This window comes from Mycobacterium sp. (assembly GCF_050700595.1).
GTDB lineage: Bacteria > Actinomycetota > Actinomycetes > Mycobacteriales > Mycobacteriaceae > Mycobacterium.
Window position 1 is genome coordinate 16,030 of sequence record NZ_JBOHHI010000240.1, and the last position, 19,916, is coordinate 35,945.

General features: G+C 67.3%; 20 protein-coding genes and 1 pseudogene. 14 read left to right on the top strand and 7 right to left on the bottom strand.

Annotated elements, in window-relative coordinates:
- The first annotated feature begins 55 nt into the window (after nucleotides 1-55).
- On the top strand, nucleotides 56-871 hold the full coding sequence (locus ACRDTL_RS22085; RefSeq protein ID WP_431508831.1) for a TetR/AcrR family transcriptional regulator: 816 nt from the start codon (nucleotides 56-58) through the stop codon (nucleotides 869-871).
- A gap of 78 nt (nucleotides 872-949) precedes the next feature.
- The gene (locus tag ACRDTL_RS22090) at nucleotides 950-1,786 is read left to right on the top strand and encodes an alpha/beta fold hydrolase (RefSeq protein ID WP_431508850.1); all 837 of its coding nucleotides are present in this window, start codon (nucleotides 950-952) and stop codon (nucleotides 1,784-1,786) included.
- Between the two features lie 425 nt (nucleotides 1,787-2,211).
- Here the strand turns inward: ACRDTL_RS22090 and ACRDTL_RS22095 are convergent, their stop codons facing one another.
- Nucleotides 2,212-4,296 carry an FUSC family protein gene (locus tag ACRDTL_RS22095; RefSeq protein ID WP_431508832.1) on the bottom strand — a complete coding sequence of 695 codons (2,085 nt, stop codon included), beginning with the start codon at nucleotides 4,294-4,296 and terminating at the stop codon, nucleotides 2,212-2,214.
- 9 nt (nucleotides 4,297-4,305) lie between these two features.
- Here ACRDTL_RS22095 and galT point away from each other — a divergent pair, with 9 nt between their 5' ends.
- The 5 genes from galT (at nucleotide 4,306) to ACRDTL_RS22120 (ending at nucleotide 9,415) form a co-directional block, all read left to right on the top strand.
- A complete protein-coding gene (galT, locus tag ACRDTL_RS22100; RefSeq protein WP_431508833.1) occupies nucleotides 4,306-5,424 on the top strand; it encodes a galactose-1-phosphate uridylyltransferase in 1,119 nt (372 codons plus the stop codon).
- Complete coding sequence (locus ACRDTL_RS22105; RefSeq protein WP_431508834.1) at nucleotides 5,421-6,506, top strand: galactokinase; 1,086 nt, start codon at nucleotides 5,421-5,423, stop codon at nucleotides 6,504-6,506. Before galT ends, ACRDTL_RS22105 begins: the two co-directional genes overlap by 4 nt.
- 140 nt (nucleotides 6,507-6,646) lie before the next feature.
- A complete protein-coding gene (locus ACRDTL_RS22110; protein ID WP_431508835.1) occupies nucleotides 6,647-7,294 on the top strand; it encodes a sensor domain-containing protein in 648 nt (215 codons plus the stop codon).
- 31 nt (nucleotides 7,295-7,325) lie between these two features.
- Nucleotides 7,326-8,684, top strand: coding sequence for a cytochrome P450 (locus tag ACRDTL_RS22115; protein ID WP_431508836.1), 1,359 nt, complete (start codon nucleotides 7,326-7,328; stop codon nucleotides 8,682-8,684).
- Nucleotides 8,669-9,415, top strand: a complete 747-nt coding sequence (locus ACRDTL_RS22120) for a Mut7-C RNAse domain-containing protein (protein WP_431508837.1) — start codon at nucleotides 8,669-8,671, stop codon at nucleotides 9,413-9,415. The genes ACRDTL_RS22115 and ACRDTL_RS22120 overlap by 16 nt, the downstream gene beginning before the upstream one ends.
- Nucleotide 9,416: 1 nt before the next feature.
- On the opposite strand, the gene ACRDTL_RS22125 is transcribed toward ACRDTL_RS22120, so the two are convergent.
- The 3 genes from ACRDTL_RS22125 to ACRDTL_RS22135 are packed head-to-tail and all read right to left on the bottom strand — an operon-like array spanning nucleotide 9,417 to nucleotide 11,030.
- Nucleotides 9,417-9,893 carry a hypothetical protein gene (locus ACRDTL_RS22125; RefSeq protein WP_431508838.1) on the bottom strand — a complete coding sequence of 159 codons (477 nt, stop codon included), beginning with the start codon at nucleotides 9,891-9,893 and terminating at the stop codon, nucleotides 9,417-9,419.
- 2 nt (nucleotides 9,894-9,895) lie between these two features.
- Nucleotides 9,896-10,522, bottom strand: a complete 627-nt coding sequence (locus ACRDTL_RS22130; RefSeq protein WP_431508839.1) for an RES domain-containing protein — start codon at nucleotides 10,520-10,522, stop codon at nucleotides 9,896-9,898.
- Nucleotides 10,515-11,030, bottom strand: coding sequence for a hypothetical protein (locus ACRDTL_RS22135; RefSeq protein WP_431508840.1), 516 nt, complete (start codon nucleotides 11,028-11,030; stop codon nucleotides 10,515-10,517). The genes ACRDTL_RS22130 and ACRDTL_RS22135 overlap by 8 nt, the downstream gene beginning before the upstream one ends.
- Before the next feature lie 74 nt (nucleotides 11,031-11,104).
- Here ACRDTL_RS22135 and ACRDTL_RS22140 point away from each other — a divergent pair, with 74 nt between their 5' ends.
- Nucleotides 11,105-12,043: a class I SAM-dependent methyltransferase gene (locus ACRDTL_RS22140; protein WP_431508841.1), complete on the top strand. Its 939-nt coding sequence runs from the start codon at nucleotides 11,105-11,107 to the stop codon at nucleotides 12,041-12,043.
- Between the two features lie 83 nt (nucleotides 12,044-12,126).
- Here the strand turns inward: ACRDTL_RS22140 and ACRDTL_RS22145 are convergent, their stop codons facing one another.
- Nucleotides 12,127-14,493 carry a lysylphosphatidylglycerol synthase domain-containing protein gene (locus ACRDTL_RS22145; protein ID WP_431508842.1) on the bottom strand — a complete coding sequence of 789 codons (2,367 nt, stop codon included), beginning with the start codon at nucleotides 14,491-14,493 and terminating at the stop codon, nucleotides 12,127-12,129.
- A 74-nt stretch (nucleotides 14,494-14,567) separates the two neighbouring features.
- Between ACRDTL_RS22145 and ACRDTL_RS22150 the strand changes: the two genes are divergently transcribed.
- Genes ACRDTL_RS22150 through ACRDTL_RS22160 form a run of 3 tightly spaced genes read left to right on the top strand, consistent with a single transcriptional unit; the run spans nucleotide 14,568 to nucleotide 17,771 of the window.
- A complete protein-coding gene (locus tag ACRDTL_RS22150; protein WP_431508851.1) occupies nucleotides 14,568-14,813 on the top strand; it encodes a ribbon-helix-helix domain-containing protein in 246 nt (81 codons plus the stop codon).
- A complete protein-coding gene (locus ACRDTL_RS22155; protein ID WP_431508843.1) occupies nucleotides 14,800-15,108 on the top strand; it encodes a type II toxin-antitoxin system PemK/MazF family toxin in 309 nt (102 codons plus the stop codon). The genes ACRDTL_RS22150 and ACRDTL_RS22155 overlap by 14 nt, the downstream gene beginning before the upstream one ends.
- On the top strand, nucleotides 15,102-17,771 hold the full coding sequence (locus ACRDTL_RS22160) for a GH92 family glycosyl hydrolase (RefSeq protein ID WP_431508844.1): 2,670 nt from the start codon (nucleotides 15,102-15,104) through the stop codon (nucleotides 17,769-17,771). Before ACRDTL_RS22155 ends, ACRDTL_RS22160 begins: the two co-directional genes overlap by 7 nt.
- A 46-nt stretch (nucleotides 17,772-17,817) precedes the next feature.
- Here the strand turns inward: ACRDTL_RS22160 and ACRDTL_RS22165 are convergent, their stop codons facing one another.
- Together ACRDTL_RS22165 and ACRDTL_RS22170 are read right to left on the bottom strand one after the other, a co-directional pair.
- Nucleotides 17,818-18,243 (bottom strand): type II toxin-antitoxin system VapC family toxin, encoded by a 426-nt coding sequence (locus ACRDTL_RS22165; RefSeq protein WP_431508845.1) that lies wholly within the window; start codon nucleotides 18,241-18,243, stop codon nucleotides 17,818-17,820.
- Entirely contained in the window at nucleotides 18,240-18,491 is a 252-nt protein-coding gene (locus ACRDTL_RS22170; RefSeq protein WP_431508846.1) for a FitA-like ribbon-helix-helix domain-containing protein, read from the bottom strand. Before ACRDTL_RS22170 ends, ACRDTL_RS22165 begins: the two co-directional genes overlap by 4 nt.
- 62 nt (nucleotides 18,492-18,553) lie before the next feature.
- Between ACRDTL_RS22170 and ACRDTL_RS22175 the strand changes: the two are divergent.
- From ACRDTL_RS22175 to ACRDTL_RS22185, 3 genes and pseudogenes are all read left to right on the top strand, one after another.
- Nucleotides 18,554-18,838: pseudogene (locus tag ACRDTL_RS22175) on the top strand (type II toxin-antitoxin system antitoxin MazE5); the annotation flags it as partial.
- Nucleotides 18,835-19,167: a type II toxin-antitoxin system PemK/MazF family toxin gene (locus ACRDTL_RS22180; protein ID WP_431508847.1), complete on the top strand. Its 333-nt coding sequence runs from the start codon at nucleotides 18,835-18,837 to the stop codon at nucleotides 19,165-19,167. The pseudogene ACRDTL_RS22175 and the gene ACRDTL_RS22180, both read left to right, overlap by 4 nt.
- A gap of 424 nt (nucleotides 19,168-19,591) precedes the next feature.
- Entirely contained in the window at nucleotides 19,592-19,747 is a 156-nt protein-coding gene (locus ACRDTL_RS22185) for a hypothetical protein (RefSeq protein WP_431508848.1), read from the top strand.
- Nucleotides 19,748-19,916 lie beyond the last annotated feature (169 nt).

The following is a 19,916-nucleotide window of genomic DNA, read 5'->3' on the forward strand; positions in this document are numbered from 1 at the left end:
GTGGGTTACCGGTTGAATGTTTGTTGAAACATGTCTACGTGGTAGATCTACACGTGTGTCAAAACGTCGATCTCGCCGGCCGGGCGCCGTACCCGCCGACATCATCCAAGCCGCGCTGCGCTCGGCCGAACGCCTCGGCAGAGATGTTGCCGACGTACCGATTGTCGTGATCGCGCATGCGCTCGGGGTGTCGCGCAGCACCCTGTTGCGTCAACTCGGCGGTTCACGCCGGGCGTTGGACGAGGCGATCCGCGACCGGGGCATCGACCCCGGCGGACGCCCGCCCGTACGGCTACGCGCTGTAGAGGCGGCGGCCGCGTTGATCAGTGCCGGCGGTGTGGCGTCCGCGACCCTGGAGGCGATCGCCGCCGAAGCCGACTGCTCGGTGCACAGCCTCTATGCCGTGTTCGGTGGTCGCGACGGGCTGTTGCACGCGGTTTATGACCGTTACATCCCACCCCTGGAGATGAGAAGCGTCATCAGCGGTTCGTCGGCTGCCGGCCTGACCGAGACCGTCCGCACTATCTACGGCTCACTGGCGCAGCTCTACCTCCGCGAGCCCCGGGTGCTGCCCGCAGTGCTCGCCGAGACACTGGCCCGTCCGGCCGGACCCGGCGCGGGCCTTCTCATCGAACACGGCGCTCTGCGCATGATCGCCGTGCTGGGCAGATGGCTAGACGGCGAAGTTGCCGCCGGCCGTATCCGCGACCTCCCGCGAGCCTTACTCATTCAACAGCTGATCAGCCCTATTTCCGTGCATTCCATCATGCGGCCCGGATTCGTCAACTTTCCGCAAGTGGCCCTGCCGGATCTGCAGGAAAGCTGCGAAGTTCTCGCCGATGCATTCGTGCATGCGGTCGCGGTGCACTAGCTGGGAGCGCCATAGGATCTCACGGTGACTACGGCACCTGAACCGTTCGCCATCCAGGGCGCCGACGGCACTCGCATCATGGCCGACCGCCTGGGCGATCCACGAACGCCGGCCGTGGTGTTCTTGCATGGCGGCGGACAGACCCGCCGCTCTTGGGGCCAGGCGGCTGCGGCCGTGGCCGAACGGGGCTGGCAGGCGGTGACGGTCGACCTACGCGGCCACGGCGAGTCGGACTGGTCGAAAGCCGGCGATTACCGCCTCATCAGCTTCGCCGGCGACATCCATCAACTGCTGCGTCAGCTGCCACCGCAACCGGTGCTGGTAGGCGCATCCCTGGGCGGCTTCACGACAATGCTTCTGGCAGGCGAGATTTCGCCTGCCATTGCCGGCGCGGTCGTGCTGGTGGACATCGTGCCCGACATGGATCCGTCCGGCGCGATGCGCATACACACCTTCATGGCCGATCGAGTGACATCGGGGTTCGAGTCACTCGACGAGGTCGCTGACATGATCGCGGAATACAACCCGCATCGGCCCCGGCCAACTGATCTGAATGGGCTGCGGACAAACCTGCGCCGCCGCGGTGATCGCTGGTACTGGCACTGGGATCCGGAATTTATCAGTGACACCGCATCGCATCCGCCCAGCGAGGTGGCCGACGTCGACCGCATGCATGCGGCAGTTGAAACGATCCTCGCCCACGAGGTACCCATGCTTCTGGTGCGAGGCCAAATGAGCGACCTGGTCAGCCAGGAGCGCGCCGACGAGTTTCTCCTGCGCTTCCCGCAAGTCGAGTTCGTCGATGTCGGCGGCGCAGGACATATGGTCGCCGGCGATCGCAACGACGTTTTCGCAGACGCTGTCGTGGACTTCCTCACCCGGCATGCGAGTGGTGGCGTGAACAAGCGGGTTTGAACGAACGGTGACGCGCTACGGTGCTTCCTCGTCGCCACGGCGTTCGGTATCGGCCATCTCACGCTGAATCTCCGCTTCTTCGCGCCGAGTACCGGCTCGCTCGCGCTCCGTCTGGCCTTCGGAGCGCTGCAGTCGCTCGCGTTCACGCTTTACACCCGTGCCCTCGCGTTCGTCCGCGTGTGTCTCTCGTTCGTCTGCCAGCTGCTCGCGCTGGCTTGCGATTCGGTCCCGGTCGTCGGCAATCGAATCTCGGCCGGCCGCAGACCGCTCGCGCCTCGCGAGCTCATCTTCGCGTCGCGCCAGAGCCGCCTCCCGCTCATCAAGCTCGGCCGCCCGGCGATCAAGGTCCCGGGCCGGCGATCGAGCTCACCGGGCTTGTCGGCACCGTGCTCAGCCATCTGTTCAGGATGGTGGATCCATGCCCGTCACGCAATCGGTAGCTTCATGCCGTCATCCGCGCCGAGATCGATGGCTTCAGTGACGACGGCCCGGTCGATCTGGCGCAGTGCGTGCAGCGCGGTGAGCAGCCCGCGGGCATCGGACCCGGGCCCCGGCTCGCCGTCCAGCCGGCAGGCAAGGCCTTCGGCCGCGTCAAGGAAGTCGGTCGCCGGGACGACGGCAGCCGCATGGTCGCGGATGGTGTCCAACACCTCGATGTTGCGACGGATCTGGGTGGCAGCCGAGGTCACCGCGTTCGCCAACGCATCGGACGCGTCGTCGTATCGCTGACTGTTGCGGGCCAGGCTTCGTCCGTAGCGGTCGCACGCGCTGAGCACCCGCAGCCCGCGCCGGACGCTGCGGCGACCCGAGAGGCCGGCGATCCCGGCCAGCAGCGGCTTGGCGGTGGTCCGGAACTGTTGCAGGGTCCGGTCGAGTTGGCGGGCCTTCTCGGTTGGGCTCGCGGGTGCCGCACCGCCGAACATGGTCGCGACGGATGTCTCGATCAGCTCGGACAGTGTGCTCAAGAAGCCGTGGGCGTCGTTACGGATGACCGTTCGAGTGTTGGTCGGCAGCACCAGGATTGCGACTGCGACGCCGATGACGGCGCCGATCGCGGTCTCTTCCATCCGCAGTAGCAGCAGGCCGATCGTGAACTGGCCGAGCAGCCCGTAAAGCAACGCCAGCATCGTCGTGATCCAGAAGGTCATCAGGCCATAGGCGACTCGCATGAAATAGAACGAGCAAAACAGGCACACGAAGATCAGCACGAGCGAGACGGCGCGGTTCCCGGAAACAAGCGTGGCGATCAGTACACCACTGGGCACACCGAGCGCGGTGCCCAGCAGCCGCTGCCAGCCCTTGGTGAGGGTTTCGCCCCAGGTGCTGGTGCCGGCGAAGATCACGAACGCGGCGATCACCGCCCAATACCAGCGCGCCGGGGACACCGACTCGCCGACGACGATCGCCAACGAGGCGGCGACGGCTACCTGGATGGCCTGCCGGGTGGTCGGCAACAGACCATGTCGTTCGGGCTCGGAAGGCGGCATTGTCCCCGTGGTCTCGGTGGCGCGGTCGACCCGTGCGCGGACTTCGGAAGCGGCTCTCGCCGTGGCGATTATGGCCAGCGCGAGCCGGCGCACCACGGGATCGTCGGCCTCCCGATCGAGCAATTGCTGAGCCAGGTCCGCGCCCCGTTGCAGCCCGCCGGGTCGTGGCGTCCGGATCGCTCTGGCGAGCTGTGCGAGCGCCGCGACCATTTCGGCTCGGGCGGCGGCAGGTAGCTCCGTGGCCGCAGCCCGGGCACCAGCCGTCGCGACCCGCTCCACGGTCAGTTCGGCGTCGAACAACCACAGCGACAGTTGCGCGCCGGCGACTTTGTCTTCGATCTGGCCCTGCACCATCAATGCGGTCTCGTTGAGCCGGGCTATGCGCACCCGCAGGCGGCGACGCCGCCGTTCGTCGAGCCGGCCGGCTTGGATTGCCTCGGCGGTGGTGTCGACGACGATGGCCATCCGCGCTCGCAGTGACCGCATGGTGGCCCGCAGCACGCGTTCGGGTCGATCCGGCAGCACATAAACGGTGATCACAAAGCTGCACATGCTGCCCACGACAACGGCGCCGATCAGCCACGGCAGCTCGGCGGTCTGAGCACGCAGAAACAACGTGAAGAAGTAGGCCATGAACGTGACCATCCCCAGCGCTCTGCCGCGCGCTCCGAACCGGCGGAGGTACACCGCGCTGAACACGACCGCCACGAACACGATGTCGCTGACCACCTTGTGCGGCGCCAGCAGCGTGCCGGCGGTGATGGCCAGTGCGGCGGGCAGCGGCAACAGCGCCATCGTGATCTTCTGTTGGCGCGGGTCCGGCTCGTTGACGGCCCGTCCGGAGACCATCGTGATCAGCACGCCGAGCAGCGCGACGGTGACCGGTTGGCCCGTCGCCCGCGTCAGCAGAAAAAGGATCACCAGAGCGCAGGCCAGCGCCGCGGTTGTCCGGCTGGCCATCCGTAGCCGCAGCAACCCGGGATCGGAGCCGATCAACCAGTTCCGGGCCCGCTCGGTCGACATTCGTCCATAGTGACTGCACCGCGGCGCCGACGCCGGTTAGGGTTCCAGATCGTGACGGCGCCGACGCGGGCGAAACTGGCCGATGGCCGCGACGTGCTGTTCTTCGCGCTGCCCGGTCACGTTCCGGCACCCGTGGCGGACCGCCGGCCGCTGCCGCCGCGCGACCCGCACCAGTCGGAGTTGCGGTTCGACCGGACGACCGGGCAGTGGGTGATCGTCGCCGCGCTGCGCCAGGACCGCACCTACAAACCACCGCCCGACCAGTGCCCGCTGTGTCCCGGACCGGCTGGGCTGACAAGCGAGGTGCCCGCAGCCGACTACGACGTCGTCGTCTTCGAGAACCGATTCCCCAGCCTGTCCGGCACCGGCGAGATGGGCCCCATTCCCGACGGCTTCGTCTCGGCGCCGGGTCACGGCCGCTGCGAGGTGATCTGCTTTTCCAGCGACCACGCCGGGTCGTTCGCCGAGCTGGCGGCCCCGCATGCCCGGCTTGTCGTCGACGCGTGGCGGCACCGCACCGCAGACCTGATGGCCCGCTCCGGGATCGAGCAGGTGTTCTGCTTCGAGAACCGCGGCGAGGAGATCGGGGTGACATTGACCCACCCGCACGGCCAGATCTACGGCTACCCCTATCTGACGCCACGCACCGCCGCCATGCTGCAGCAAGCCGACGAGCATCGAAACCGCCACGGCGCCAACCTGTTCGAAGACCTGCTCACACGCGAAGTTGACGACGGGAGTCGTGTCATCACGCGCACCGAGCTGTTCACGGCGTTCGTGCCGTTCGCCGCGCGCTGGCCGGTGGAGGTGCACATCTACCCGAACAGGTTCGCGCACAACCTGCTCGAGTTGGACACGGTTGAGCTGGACGGATTCGCGCAGATCTACCTCGATGTGCTGCGGCGCTTCGACCGGATGTACTCGGCGCCGCTGCCATACATTTCGGCGCTGCACCAATTCGCCGACACCGCCACCCAGCGGGAGGGTTACTTCCACCTCGAGCTGATGTCGATTCGGCGCAGCGCCGTCAAGCTCAAGTATCTGGCGGCCTCCGAGTCGGCGATGGACGCGTTCATCAGCGACGTCACCCCGGAAAGCGTGGCCCGGCGGCTGCGAGAACTCCGGTGACGGTCCGATACGCCGCGCCCGGGCGGATCAACCTGATCGGCGAGCACACCGACTACAACCTGGGCTGGGCGCTGCCGATCGCGCTGCCGCAACGCACCGTCGTCGTGTTTGAGCCCGACGGCACCGATGCGATCACGGTGCGCAGTGAGCGGATGGACGCCCCGGTGCGGATTTCGCTCGACACGACTCCGGGGCAGGTGACCGGCTGGGCCGGCTATGTGGCCGGGGTGATCTGGGCGCTGCGCCGCGCCGGACACGCGGTGGTCGGCGGCGCGATGTCGATCACCACCGACGTCGAGATGGGGTCGGGCCTGTCGTCGTCGGCGGCGCTGGAGTGCGCGACCCTGGGCGCTCTCACGTCGGTCGCCGGCATCCACCTCGAGCGCATCGAGCAGGCGCGAATCGCGCAGTGCGCCGAAAACGACTACGTCGGCGCCCCAACGGGATTGCTCGACCAGCTGGCCGCGCTGTATGGCGAACCGTCGACGGCACTGCTGATCGACTTCGGGCAACTCACCGTCCGGCCGGTGCCGTTCGACCCGGACGCTAACGACGTGGCGCTGTTGCTGATCGACTCGCGGGACCGGCATAGTCACGCGGGCGGCGAATACGCGGCGCGGCGCGCGTCGTGTGAGCGAGCGGCCGCCGAGCTGCACGCGTCGTCGCTGCGTGACATCGAGGATGTGTCGGCGCTTGATGCGGTCAGCGACCCCATCGACGCCCGTCGTGCCCGCCACGTGCTGACCGAAAACCAGCGGGTGTTCGACTTCGTTGCGGCAGTGGGGGAGTCGGACTTTGCCGCGGCCGGTCGCATGCTCACCGCCTCACACGCGTCCATGCGTGACGACTTCGAAATCACCACCGGGCACATCGACCTCATCGCCGACAGCGCGGTTGGCGCTGGCGCTCTCGGTGCCCGGATGACCGGCGGCGGGTTCGGCGGCTGCGTAATCGCGCTGGTACCGACCGATTCGGTGGAGGCGGTCGGCGAGGCGGTGCGACGGGCGATGCGCGATGGCGGTTACCCGCAGCCGGTGATCATGCGCACCCAGGCCGCCCGGGGCGCGGGCGCGCTGCGCTAGTGGGACGTCAGTTTCAGGCGATGTATGAGTTGCCTACCTCTGAGCGACAATGTTGGCTCCGGTCAACGAGTTGTCGCTCAGAGGTGGGCAATACCCCACACGGCGCGGGGCGCAGGCGGGTGCGAATTACACTAACCGGCATGCCGAGATCGCGCACATACGTCGTCATCGCAGTGGTGCTGGCGGGTTTCGCCGCTATGCCGGCGGCCGCGGCGGGGCCGTCGGATCCCGGCGTGGTGAATCGTGCTGTGCTCGACAAGGAGTCGGTGGGCAACATCGTCGGCGCGACCATGGGCCAGGAGGACACGTCGACGGTGCCGGTGCAGGATTATTGGATCGACCTCCCGGCCTGCAACAACTACGCCGATGTCGGGTTGCCCGACGTCTACGATGGCGCCGGCCTGCAGTCGTTCAACAGAGCGGTCATGCAGGAGTCGCGCACCGACGACACCCACTACGTCAAGCAGGCGGTGGGTGTGTTCGCCACTGATGATGCGGCGAACGGGGCGTTTCACCGCATCCTGGACCGTACAGCTGGGTGCTCGGGGCAGACCACCACCATGCACATCGACAACGGGGCGACCCAGGTCTGGGAGTTCACCAACGGTGCGATCACCGGCACCGACGCCGCCTGGAGCAAGCAGGAGCCCGGCACCGACCGGCGCTGCGCCTTCCAAACCCGGCTGCGGGAAAACGTTCTGCTGCAGGCCAAGGTGTGTGAGTCGGGCGACGGCGGTCCCGCGGTGAACGCGCTGGCGGACGCGATGCAAAACACGCTCGGGCAATAGCCGGGTTGCGGTCGCTCGTAAACTGGTGCCAATGAACAAAACCGCGTCTGTGCTGCCGCCGGGGCCCCGGCTCCCGCCGTCGGTGCAGGCCGCGTTGATGGTGCGCTGCGCGGTGCGTTTTCTGGCCGCTTGCGAGCGCCGCTACGGCAGTGTGTTCACGTTGCGCGTCGCCGCGTTAGGCACGCTGGTGTATTTGGCCGATCCCGCCGACATCAAAACGGTGTTCGCCGGCGACCCGCGCGTCTTTCATGCCGGCGAAGCGAATTCGATGCTGAGCGGGCTGCTCGGGGACACCTCGGTGCTGCTGATCGATGACGACGCGCATCGGGACCGGCGTCGTCTGATGCTGCCGCCGTTCCACCGCGACGCCGTCGCGCGCCAAGCCGAGCTGATGGCCGAGATCGCGGCGGCGAACATCGCCGGATGGCCGGTGGGTGCCGAGTTCCCGGTGGCACCCAAGATGTCCGAGATCACGCTCGAGGTGATTTTGCGGACGGTGATCGGCGCCACCGACCCGTCCCGGCTGGCCGCACTGCGTGCTGTCATGCCGCGGCTGCTGACCGTGGGATTGTGGGAGATGCTGGCGCTCGCCCAACCGAAGCTGCTGGGCCGGCGCCCGTGGCGCACGCTGGACCGTCGCATCGACGAAGCCGACAGCCTGCTGTACGCCGAAATCGCCGACCGTCGAGCCGATCCCAACCTGGCCGAGCGCACCGACGTGCTGGCCATGTTGGTCCGCGCCGACGACGGCGGCCACACCATGACCGACCGCGAACTGCGTGACCAGTTGATGACGTTGTTGGTGGCCGGACACGACACCACCGCGACCGGGCTGTCCTGGGCGTTGGAGCGACTGACCCGCCACCCTGCCGCACTGGCCAAGGCGGTGCACGCGGCCGAGGCCAGCGCCGCCGGCGATCCGGCCGGCGACGAATACCTCGACGCCATCGCCAAGGAGACGCTGCGGATCCGCCCGGTGGTGTACGACGTAGGCCGGGTTCTCACTCAGCCGGTCGAGCTGGCCGGCTACCGGCTTCCGGCCGGGGTGATGGCGGTCCCGGCGATCGGGCTGGTGCACTCGGACGCCGCGCTTTACCCGGAGCCGGACCGGTTCGACCCGGATCGGATGGTGGGCGCAACCCTGACCCCGACAACCTGGTTGCCGTTCGGCGGCGGTAACCGCCGCTGCCTGGGCGCCGCGTTCGCCATGACCGAGATGCGGGTCGTGCTACGGGAGATCCTGCGCCGGGTCGAGTTGAACACGACGACGGCAGCCGGCGAGAAGCAGCGGCTGAAGCACGTCACCCTGGTGCCGAAGCGCGGCGCCCGCATCGGTGTGCGGGCGAAACACCTTGCCGCCGTGGCCAGTACGACATGGTCGGCTATGTAGACGTTCGGGCCTACGCCGAGCTCAACGACTTCCTGGACCCCGAATCGCGCGGGGTGACCGTGCGTCGCCCGTTCCGATCCCACCAGACGGTCAAGGACGTTCTGGAGGCGATGGGCGTACCGCACACCGAGGTCGACCTGATCCTGGTGAACGGCGATCCGGTGGACTTCGCCCGCCGCCCGACGGTCGGCGATCGCATCGCCGCCTACCCGATGTTCGAGGCGCTCGACATCGGCGCGACGGCCAGGCTGCGGCCGGTGCCGTTACGCGATCCTCGCTTCGTGGTCGACGTCAACCTCGGCGGGCTGGCGCGGCTGTTGCGGGTGTTGGGCTTTGACGTGTGGTGGTCCAGTGACGCCGACGACGCCGCGCTGGTCGATATCAGCGTCGACCAGCAGCGGATTCTGCTGAGCCGCGATCGGGGCCTGATGAAGCGTCGCGCCATCACGCACGGTCTGTTCGTGCACTCCGAGCACCCCGAGGAACAGGCGATCGAGGTGATCCGGCGGCTGGACTTGCGACGACACCTGGCGCCGTTGACCCGCTGCGTGCGGTGCAACGGGCCGTTGGTCACGGTCGGCAAGGACGAGGTGATCGAGCACCTCGAGCCGTTGACCCGCCGCTACTACGACGAATTCAGCCGCTGCACAGAGTGTGGGCAGATCTACTGGCCGGGGTCACATCATGCCCGGTTGCTCCAGCACGTCGAACGACTCCGCGCCCGGCTCTGAGCTACGTGAACCGGATGGCGGCCAGGTGATCCCGTTCGATCGCCTGGGTGAATTCGTCGAGTGAGGGTATCTGCCGATCGCGGAATTTCAATCCGATCATGCGCTCTGCGCGGGCGACGCCATAGGATTCCGCGCAGCGCCGGAACAGATCGGCGGTGGCCGCGCGGTCCTGGATGACTTCGCCGTGCATGGTCGTCTTCTTTCCGCCGAGCAGTACCTCGGCGGTGGCACCACCGCGGAAGTTCCCCTTCCAGGCTGCACCGGTCAGGGCGTAGAGATCGTCGTCGATCCGGTGGGCGCTCACCGGAATTGTGTACTGCCGCCCACTCTTACGTCCTTTGAAGCTGAGCACCATGAACTGCTCGCGTACGGGGCCCAGCAGTGGAGTGCCCAGCAAAAACCGCAGGAATGGGTTGACGAGTTTGAGTACTGCGAGCGGTGGGTGCGAGACCGTGACCGCCGGTGGCTGTGCTGTCATGCTCACACCGTAGACTCCCAGCCGACGGTAAAGCCATGGTGCAGCACCAGATCGGTCAGCACGTCGGATCGCTGCGCCAGCGACCACGACTCGGCGGAGAACGCGTCGAGCGCAAAAAAGGCGTAGTTGGCTGAGGTCTCCGGCGTGGTGCGCGGCCGGTACACGATCGCGTCCAGGGCGTCGGGCTCACCCCACCATCGCCGTACGGCACCGGCCAGCCGGTGGCAGGTGTCCCACACGTCGGGGTGCTGGCCGGTGCTGATCTGGTCGTCGACACCCAGAACGTCGAGGTTGGCCTCGGTGCGCAGGTCGAGCACCCGCAGGTGCCGCTCGGCGACCAGTCGCACCAGATGATGGGCGGCGTGGTCGGCGGGGATCATCAGCCCGGTCGGCCGGTAACGCTCTCGGAACGCGCCGGCGAGTGTGCTTGCGGCATAACGAGTTCGGAAGGCGCCGGACTCCGGGTCGAACCGGTAGCGGGGGATGGGGAAGCCGTCCCAGGTCCAGTCCGCGGGCTGGGCCGCCTCCACTCGCCACAGTTCGGCGCCGGCCTCGACGCGTCGACGGCGCAGGCCGACGGGCCGGGCATCCGGTAGCGGGCTCCGGTAGCCGGCGGGAAGGTCAGGCACCGACGGCGGCGAGCAGCTGCCACGCGGTGTCGGCGGTCCTCGGGCGGCGCAGCGCCTCGGCGATCGACGAGCCAGCCAGTTCGTCGTGTTTGAGGCGCATAATGCGGTCGGCGGCCAGCGGATCCGACGTGAACCGCGTCAGCAGCTCGAGAATTCGCGGCAGGTCCGGGCGCAGCCGGTCATCGTCGAATTGCCAAGCCGGGAACCACGTTTGGTTGCCCACCGCAGATCCGAGGAGTTTGCCGCGGCTGCGGAGCCGATGCACCGCCTGCGGTGAGCGCAGGCCCAGCCGGGCTTGCACCGTCGGTGTGGGCAGCGCGCCCTCGACGAACTCGCGCACCAGGGCGCCGCGGCGCTCGTCGTTCAGGCTGTGCGCTGCGATGCGTTCCAGCGTGCCCTGCGGCGCGGTCGGCGCGTCCATCAGCGCGTCGAGCACCTCGGCGAACCCGGAGTCTTTGCGGGCGCGTTCGGCGACCTGGCGGGCCAGCGGGGCTACGGCGGTGGGCATGGGTTCATCCTACCAGCGATCGAGCAATTGAAACAATCGAAACAGCCATCGCCACGTCGCGTACCCTGATCACCGTGCCGAGAAACGACAACGATACCTGGGACATCACCGAAAGCGTGGGCGCGACGGCGCTGGGCGTGGCGGCGGCGCGGGCCGTAGAGACCGAGAGTGACAATCCGTTGATCGACGACCCGTTCGCGCGGGTGTTCCTGGACGCCGCCGGCGACGGCATGTGGAACTGGTTCGCGGCGCCCGACCTGCCGCCCGAGATCGTCGAGGCCGAACCGGAGCTGCCGCTGCGGATGCGGTCGATGGTCAACTACATGGCCTCGCGCACGGCCTTTTTCGACGGGTTCTTTATCGACGCAGTCAACGCGGGTGTGCGGCAGGTGGTGATACTGGCGGCGGGTCTGGATTCGCGGGCGTGGCGGTTGCCGTGGCCGGACGGGACGACTGTCTACGAACTTGATCAGCCCAAGGTGCTGGAGTTCAAATCGTCGACGCTTCGCCAACGCGGCGCCAAGCCGACCGCGGAGCTGGTCGACGTCGCGGTGGATCTGCGTCACGACTGGCCGCAGGCTTTGCAGCAGGCGGGGTTTGACCCGGCGGCGCCGAGCGCCTGGTCGGTCGAGGGACTGCTGCCGTTTTTGCCGGCGACTGGCCAAGACCTGCTGTTCGACCGGGTGCAGGCGCTCAGCGCGCCGGGCAGCCGGATCGCTGTGGAAGGGCCGGGTCCCGGCTGGAACGATCCCGAAACCTACACGCGGCAGCGCGAACAAATGCAGCGGATACGCGACATCATCGCCCGGACCGGCGAGCAGCGCGAGATTCCCGACGTTCACGAACTCTGGTATTTCGAGGACCGCGCCGACGTCGGGGATTGGTTGCGCGACCACGGCTGGCAGGTGTCGGAGGTGCCGGCCGAGCGGTTGATGGCCGGCTACGACCGCCCGCCCGCCGACGTCGGGGACTCCTCGCCGAAGACGTTGTTCGTATCCGCGCAGCGGTCGTAGGCGCCGGCGCCATTGACTCTGCGTCTACCAGGCAAAAGTGCGAGTGGGGCGCCTGGTCAGCGCAGAGGCAACGGGAAATGAACTCAGATCATTTCGTTCTTGGTGAGCCAGCGCATCACCGGCCAGCCGACGAACACCGGTAACCAGCAGGTGAGCACCCGGTACAGCAACACCGACGGCACAGCGACGGCTGCGGGTACCCCGAAGGCGGCCAGGCCACCGATCAGCGCCGCCTCGACGGCGCCCACACCGCCGGGGGTCGGGGCAGCCGACGCCAAAGTCCCGCCGACCATCGTCACCACGGTGACGGTGACAAACGTCGCGGTGCCGCCGAAGGCCTCGACGCTGGCCCACAGCGCCAACGCCGCACCCAGAGTTGTTCCGGCACAACCCAGCACGATCAACCCCAGTCGCCTCGGCTCGCGGGCCAGCTCGACGAGATCACGGGTCACCTCCGCCAGTTTCGGGCGCACCGCGGTCGCCAGCCAGCGCCGTAGCTTGGGCACGAACAGGAATGCGCCGACCATCCCCAGTGCCACGCCGGCGATCAGGTAGAGCACGGTCGCGTTCGGGACCAAGTGGGACAGATCGGTCGACGCCCCCGCCGCGGCGCTGAACAGGATCAACAGCGCGACGTGAACGATCACCTGCACTGACTGCTGCAACGCTACTGCGGTGGTGGCCCGCAGTGCGCTCAGACCGCCCTTCTGCAGGAATCGGGTGGACAGCGCCAGCCCGCCCACACCGGCCGGCGTGGTGGTGGCGGCAAAGGTGTTGGCCACCTGCATGATTGACAGGTTGCGGAAACTCACCGTCCCGTCGGCGCAGGCCCACAACGCGGCCGCCGCGCCCAGATAGGTCAGCGCCGACACCGCCAGCCCCAGCAGCGCCCACCAGTAGTTCGCGGTGCGCAGTTCGGAAAAGAACGTCGGCACGGTGCTGATGAACGGATAGGCGACATAGACCAGCACGACGAGCAGCACCAGTTGAATGACCTGGCCGCGGGTGAACCGGCTGATCGTCTCAGCCTGGATCTGATCGGTCCCGGTTTGGCGCATCACCTCCGCGCGAGCCTCGCCGATGACGGTATGCGCGTCGGGCACCGAGTGCCGGATTCGTGCCGGCACAGCGGTTTTGGTGAGCCGGCGCGACGCGGTTAACACCGCGTCCTTGCCGAACGTATGAATGGCCGCGCGCACCGCCGACGCCGCGTTGTAGAGCGCAGCGGTCGTCACGAGAAGTTGGGCGACGTCGGATTGCAGTTGGGCCTCGGTCGCGCCGTATTCGGCGCTGTCGAAACCGCCGAACAGCACGGCGCCGTCGTCGACGGTGATTTCCTTGCTGCGTAGATCGCCGTGCGAGATCTGCTGCTCGTGCAGGCGGCGCAGCGACTCCCACACCTTCGCGACCGGCGTCGTCGCCGCACAATCGGCTATCGGGGTGCCGCGAACGGGCCGGTGCGCGTAGAGCGTCCAGCCCCGCTGGAGCGGGGCGAACGCAACGGTCGACGTGCCGGCGACATCCAGGTCGTCGATCGCGATGGCGATCAGCGCGCGGTGCTCGACCGCGCGGCGCATCGAGGTCTGCAGCGGCGCGGTCTCGGTGTTGCGAAGCCGTAGCTTTCGCCACAGCTGGCGCAGCGCGCCGCCGCTGCTTTGATGTGGGCCGTACAACTCGATCACCGCCGGATCTTCGGATGCGGCCCAAAGAACCAGCGGCCCACGCCCGGCCGGGCGGATCACCGTGAGCCCGGACACGACGACTCCGCGTCGGGACAGTGCGCGAACCGCGCCGTGCAGCGGCACCTCGAGCGCCGGAGTCCCGGAGGCCAGTACCACCAACGCGCCGACGAACCACCCGACCGCTAACCCCAGCAATGCGCGGTCGGGTACCACTGCGCTGACCACCAGGTGGATCGGCACGAAGGCCAGCAGCAGCGTCCACCACGCGCGGCGCCACCGGGCGGGCAGCCAGGGTCCCGACACGGTGAGCACGGCGGCGAGCATCGCGATCCAGCGCGGGTCGTCGAGAAACTGGGACAGCGTGGTGGAGAGCCGGTCGGAGAGGTCGAAATGCCATCGCGGCGCGGCGAAGCCGCTGCGGTTGATCGACAACGCGAGAATGGTGATGACCCCGGCGGCCGCGTAGGCGCCCAGCAGCGTCCATTGCCGGGCGACGATCAGCCCGACCAGGATCATGAACGGCAACGCCAGGATGGCAAGGCCATAGAGCAGGTAGACCAGATTGGATTGGGTGGGCGGGAGCACCCCGACGATCTGCGAGATGGATTTTTCCAGCGCGATCCAGCGTGGACGGGTGATCACCGCACTGGTGGTCACGATCGCGAAGAACACCACCGCCAGCGCCAGCCGCAGGATGTCGTTGGTGCGTCGGGTCAGTGGTTGCAGCAAGTCCCCGGATACGGTGATCTCGCGCCCGTCGACTCGCATTGTCCAACGATCCTTCAGATCGGTGCCGCTAGGGGTCAGGCGGGCGTCATACAGATTACAATCCGTGTATGACAATGATCAGTTTTCGGGTCGATGACATCGACGTGGCTGAAATCGAGCAATGGGCACGGCGGCTGCACATCGACCGTTCTGAGCTCATTCGCGATGCGCTGCGACGCCACTTGGCTCACCTTGCGGCCGACCAGGACGTGCGCGCCTACGCCGAACAGCCCGTGACCGAAGAGGAGGGGGCCCTCGGCGAGATCGCCGATTGGGGCCCTGCCGAGGACTGGGCTGACTGGGCCGATGCAGCGCGGTGAACTCTGGTTCGCCGCGACCCCCGGTGGTGATCGGCCCGTGCTGGTGCTTACCAGGGATCCGCTCGCAGACCGGATCGGCGCGGTCGTTGTCGTGGCGCTCACCCGCACCCGCAGGGGACTGGTGTCGGAGCTGGAACTGACGGCTGCCCAGGACCGAGTGCCAAGCGATTGCGTCGTCAACTTCGACAACATCCACACGCTGCCGCGCACCGCGTTTCGCCGCAGGATCACCCGCTTATCTCCGGCACGTCTCCACCAAGCCTGCCGTACGCTCCGGGCAAGCACCGGATGCTAAAGCGTCGAAGCGCCATCGCGGCACTGCTGGCGGTGGCGCTTCTGGTCATCGGGCTGATCGCCGCTGCGCCCACGTCGCATGAATACAAGCCGGTTCTGGTGACGGACCCGGTCGAGCACGTCGACACCCTGATCGGCACCGGCACGGGCGGCGCGACGGTCGGCGAGATCAACAACTTTCCCGGCGCCTCCGTGCCGTTCGGCATGGTGCAGTACTCGCCGGACACCGTCGACACCTACGCGGGCTACGACCACGACATCAAGAGCGCCACCGGATTTTCCATGACCCACGCCTCGGTGGGCTGCGCGGCGTTCGGCGACATCTCGATGCTGCCGACCACTACCTCGATCGGCGTGGCGCCCTGGAACGCCTGGGAGGAGATCGCCCACGACCGCACCGAGGTGGGCGTGCCCGGCTACTACACCGTGCGCTTCCCCAAGACCGCCGTGACCGCGGAACTGACCGCCACCACCCGCACCGGCGTCGGCCGGTTCCACTACCCGCACAACGACCGGCCGGCAATGTTTCACGTGCGCTCCGGCGCGTCGCTGGGCGGCAACTCCGCGGCGACCATCCAGCTCGGCGCGGGCAACACCACGATCACCGGATCGGCGACCAGCGGCGGCTTCTGCGGCAAGAACAACACCTACACGGTGTATTTCGCGATGCAGTTCAGCCGGCCGTTCACCGACTACGGCGTCTGGGACGGCTACTCGGTCTATCCCGGTGTCCGCAGCGCGTATTCGAGTTACAGCGGATCCAGCGGGGGATACGTGGGGTTCCCGGCCGGCTCGGTGCTCGAGGTGCGCACCGCGCTGTCCTACGTGAGCGTCGACGGCGCGATAGCGAACCTTGCCGCCGAGGGCAATGCGAGCTTCGACGACGTGCGCGCCGCCGCGTCGAGGGAATGGAATGCCGCGCTGTCGCGCATCGCGGTGGCCGGGTCCGACGCTCGCGACCTGACTACGTTCTACACCGCGCTGTATCACGCGCTGTTGCACCCCAACACCTTCAACGACGCCGACGGGCGCTACGTCGGCTTCGACCGCGTCATCCACACCGTCGCCGAGGGCCGCACCCAGTACGCCAACTTCTCCGACTGGGACACCTACCGCGGAGCCGCCGCCCTGCACGCGCTGCTGTTCCCGCGGCGTGCCAGCGACATGGCCCAATCGCTGGTCAACGACGCCGAGCAGAGCGGGTCGTTTCCGCGGTGGGCGCTGGCCAACGCTGCGACCGCCGAGATGACCGGCGACAGCGTGGTGCCGCTGATCGCGAACCTTTATGCGTTCGGCGCCAACGACTTTGATCTGCGTATGGCGCTGCGCTACATGGTGAATGCGGCGACCACCGGCGGTGTCGGGCGAGGCGGCTATGTGGAGCGGCCGGGAATCGCCACCTATCTGCAGCGCGGCTACGCCCCGCAGACGCAGGCGGCGTGCGCCGACGGTTCGATTCCGGGCGCCTCGATCACCCTGGAGTGGTCGGTCGACGAGTTCGCGATCTCGCGCTTCGCCGACGCACTCGGCCAGCCCGCGACCGCGGCCGAATTCCAGGACCGGGCTCAGTACTGGCAGAACCTGTTCAATCCCACCACCGGCTACGTCTCGCCGCGCAGCGCCGTCGGTTTCTTCCCGGACGGGCCCGGGTTCGTCGAGCCCGCGCCGGGGTGCTTCGGCCAGGAGGGATTCGACGAGGGCAATGCCGCGCAATACGTCTGGTATGTGCCACAGAACATCGCCGGCCTGGTGACCGCGCTGGGCGGCCGCCTGGCGGTCGCCGACCGGCTCGACCGCTTCACCAAGCAGCTCAACGCCGGCCCCGGCGAGCCCTATCTGTGGATCGGTAACGAGCCGGGTTTCGGGGTGCCGTGGCTGTACAACTACGTCGGTCAGCCGTGGAAGACCCAGAAGCTGGTCGACCGGGTGCGCAGCACGCTATTCGGTCCCACGCCCGACGGGGCGCCCGGCAACGACGACCTCGGCGCGATGTCGAGCTGGTATGTCTGGGCCGCACTGGGCCTGTACCCGAGCACCCCGGGAACGTCGATCCTGACCGTGAACACACCACTCTTCGATCGTGTCCAGATCGCGCTTCCCGCAGACAAATTCATTCGGATCTCCGCCCCGGGCGCCTCCGGGGCCAACCGGCTGAAGTACGTCGACGGGCTGCGTGTCGACGGCCGGCGCACCGAGCAGACGTCGCTTCCGGAGTCGTTCGTTCGCACCGGTGGCGAGCTGGTGTTCTCGCTGTCCGCCCCACCCAACGAGGTCTGGGGTGTCGCCGAGTCGTCGGCGCCGCCGTCGTTCGGTACGGGCAGCCTTGCGGTGACCGTCAACGTGTCGCCGGGCGTGGTGGCGATCAAGCCGGGTGCCACCGGGACCGTCACCGTTGATGCGCAACGGATGCTCGACGGTCCCGGGGACTACACGATTGCTGCCACGTCCTACGTCGACGGGATTAGCGCGACACCGGTGTCCGGCCAGTTTGCCGACGACGGATCCGCCAGCCAGAGCGTCGCGATCACGGTGGCGCAGTCGGTGTCTCGCGGTTATTACCCACTGGTGCTCACCACCACGGTCGGTGAGCGCGCCAGGACGTTCATGTTGCTGGTCGCGGTCGGGGAGTCCGGTGATGAGAAATGGTTGACCGGGTGGGGCTGAGGCTTAACCATTTGCCCGTCTTCGAGCGATTTCAATGCAGGTGCGATCAACCTTGCGTGTGGTGCCAGGGATTGATGACGGATACAGCGGCTGCTTCGAAGGCCGCGGTGTCTCGGGTCGCCACCGCCATCTTGTTGGCGGCCGCCGTCGCTGCAATGTATCCATCGGCGGCGATGGCTGTCCCCTCCGCGCGAGCCCTACTCATCAGGTCGGCGTAGGCCTGCGAGGCGGGCAGGTCGAATGCCAATATGCGCCCGGCAAATAGGGGTAGCACGCGGGTTTCGAAGTTCTCATGGAGCCGGTGGCGACACTTGCCGGTCGGTAGCGAGGCGACACCGAAACGCAGTTCCGCGACGGTGATGGCGGACAGGTAGAGAGTTTCGATGGGTTGTGCGTCAAGCCATTCGACGACGCGCCTGTCGGGCGTCTTGCGCAGCGGCTCCGAGATGACGTTGGTGTCGACCAAGATCATTGGATGTTGATCGGCTGGGCCGGGGTCTTGTCGCGCTGCTCGAACACCGCGAAATCCTCGTCGGTGAGTTTGGTCTGGCGGCCAATGTCGGCAAGCAGGGAGCCGAGCTTGATGCGCCCTTCTGGCTTTACCGCTTCCTCCAAGATGGTGCGTACCTCAGCCTCGGTGCTGCGGCCGTGTTGCGCGGCGCGCACCCGAAGCGCGCGATGCACCTCTTCGGGCAAGTTGCGCACAGTGAGGACAGGCATGAATCGAATCTCCTAATCTGCAGTCGACGCAGTCATTATACGAGTATGCAGTCACTTGGAACTCAACCCACGCGACGCCCGCCCGAGCTGCATCGTGGCATAATCATGGCATGAACCGCATACGGCTGAGCACGACGGTGAATGCTGAACTCCTCGGCAGCGCACGGCGCGTGCGGTCCGGAGTTACCGACGCCGCCCTCATCGATGAGGCGCTCGCGGCGCTGGTGGCGCGTTACCGGTCCGCCGAGGTCGACGCCGGCTACGCCGCCTACGACGAACACCCGGCTGAGGAGCCCGATGAGTGGGGTGACCTGGCATCGTGGCGGCGCGCCGCGGGCGCGTCGTGAGTGAGTTGCCGACTCGCGGTGAGCTGTGGTGGTGCGAGCTGGCTGAGATCGGCCGCCGCCCGGTCGTTGTTTTGTCCCGTGACGCGGCGATTCCGCGGCTTCGACGTGCCCTCGTCGCGCCGTGCACGACAACCATCCGGGGACTCGCCAGCGAGGTTGTTCTCGAACCGGGACCCGACCCGATCCCGCGTCGTTCGGCGGTCAATCTCGACTCGGTCGAAAGTGTCTCGGTCGCCGTCCTGGTCAGCCGACTGGGTCGGCTTGCCGAGACCCGGATGCGCGAGATCTGCAAAGCCCTTGAGATCGCGGTCGACTGCACCGGCAAATAGGAAACAGCCACATTTCGTCAAATTAAGCTGCCGAGTTGGGTGCGGCTCCGGCGTTGCACCGACCCGCAACTGCTTTCATTGGTCCTCGCCAGGGGCCTTAACTGTGTCCAAATTGTGGCTGAGCTGTGGCCGCGTTCGGGGCCGGGTCTGCGCGTGTCTGCGGCCACACTCGAACCATGTCGCTTCAGCTTTGTACTCGGCCAGACCCGAACCATTCGTGCGAAACATGCGGAGGGCCGTGCGAGCTTGTCTCGCAGGCCATAACCGGGTGGGACGGCAACGACACGACGGCCCGTGAAGTGTCGCCGAAGACACCGCGGTGTGCAAACCCGTCGTGCCGGAGCCGAAGACCACGGCATCGAAGACGACAGATACGCGCCGCATCGGGCCACTGAACCGGTGCACAGCCATCGGGAGCGACCACATGCAGACCGACGCGCACAACGACATGAGCCGCGAAGAGCGCCGAGCGCTGCTCGAGCAGCGACGAGCAGACGTCGCACGCCAATTGCGTCTCCTGGCAGCCGAACTGAACGACCTCGACAGACAGCTTGACGACACCGAGCAACCCGACCGTTGATGAAGGCTAAGCCTCAATCCGTGGATAAGCCGGTGATCTGATCGGCGTGTAAATAACGAAAATGCCTTCTGAACTGGGACAATAACGATTGTCGAAGTCGTTTTGTCCGGCGTTCGGGAAGGCATTTCCGGTGCACTCATCTTATAGGTTCACCGTCGAGTCGGCGGTA

Coding starts and splice junctions, on each gene's coding strand:
- ACRDTL_RS22170 (WP_431508846.1), bottom strand. CDS start 18,491: ATGCCTGTCCTCACTGTGCGCAACTTGCCCGAAGAGGTGCATCGCGCG.
- ACRDTL_RS22150 (WP_431508851.1), top strand. CDS start 14,568: ATGATCAGTTTTCGGGTCGATGACATCGACGTGGCTGAAATCGAGCAA.
- ACRDTL_RS22155 (WP_431508843.1), top strand. CDS start 14,800: ATGCAGCGCGGTGAACTCTGGTTCGCCGCGACCCCCGGTGGTGATCGG.
- ACRDTL_RS22095 (WP_431508832.1), bottom strand. CDS start 4,296: ATGTCGACCGAGCGGGCCCGGAACTGGTTGATCGGCTCCGATCCCGGG.
- ACRDTL_RS22145 (WP_431508842.1), bottom strand. CDS start 14,493: ATGCGAGTCGACGGGCGCGAGATCACCGTATCCGGGGACTTGCTGCAA.
- ACRDTL_RS22090 (WP_431508850.1), top strand. CDS start 950: ATGGCCGACCGCCTGGGCGATCCACGAACGCCGGCCGTGGTGTTCTTG.
- ACRDTL_RS22185 (WP_431508848.1), top strand. CDS start 19,592: ATGCAGACCGACGCGCACAACGACATGAGCCGCGAAGAGCGCCGAGCG.
- ACRDTL_RS22135 (WP_431508840.1), bottom strand. CDS start 11,030: ATGCCCACCGCCGTAGCCCCGCTGGCCCGCCAGGTCGCCGAACGCGCC.
- ACRDTL_RS22165 (WP_431508845.1), bottom strand. CDS start 18,243: ATGATCTTGGTCGACACCAACGTCATCTCGGAGCCGCTGCGCAAGACG.
- ACRDTL_RS22115 (WP_431508836.1), top strand. CDS start 7,326: ATGAACAAAACCGCGTCTGTGCTGCCGCCGGGGCCCCGGCTCCCGCCG.
- ACRDTL_RS22125 (WP_431508838.1), bottom strand. CDS start 9,893: ATGACAGCACAGCCACCGGCGGTCACGGTCTCGCACCCACCGCTCGCA.
- ACRDTL_RS22110 (WP_431508835.1), top strand. CDS start 6,647: ATGCCGAGATCGCGCACATACGTCGTCATCGCAGTGGTGCTGGCGGGT.
- ACRDTL_RS22160 (WP_431508844.1), top strand. CDS start 15,102: ATGCTAAAGCGTCGAAGCGCCATCGCGGCACTGCTGGCGGTGGCGCTT.
- ACRDTL_RS22120 (WP_431508837.1), top strand. CDS start 8,669: ATGGTCGGCTATGTAGACGTTCGGGCCTACGCCGAGCTCAACGACTTC.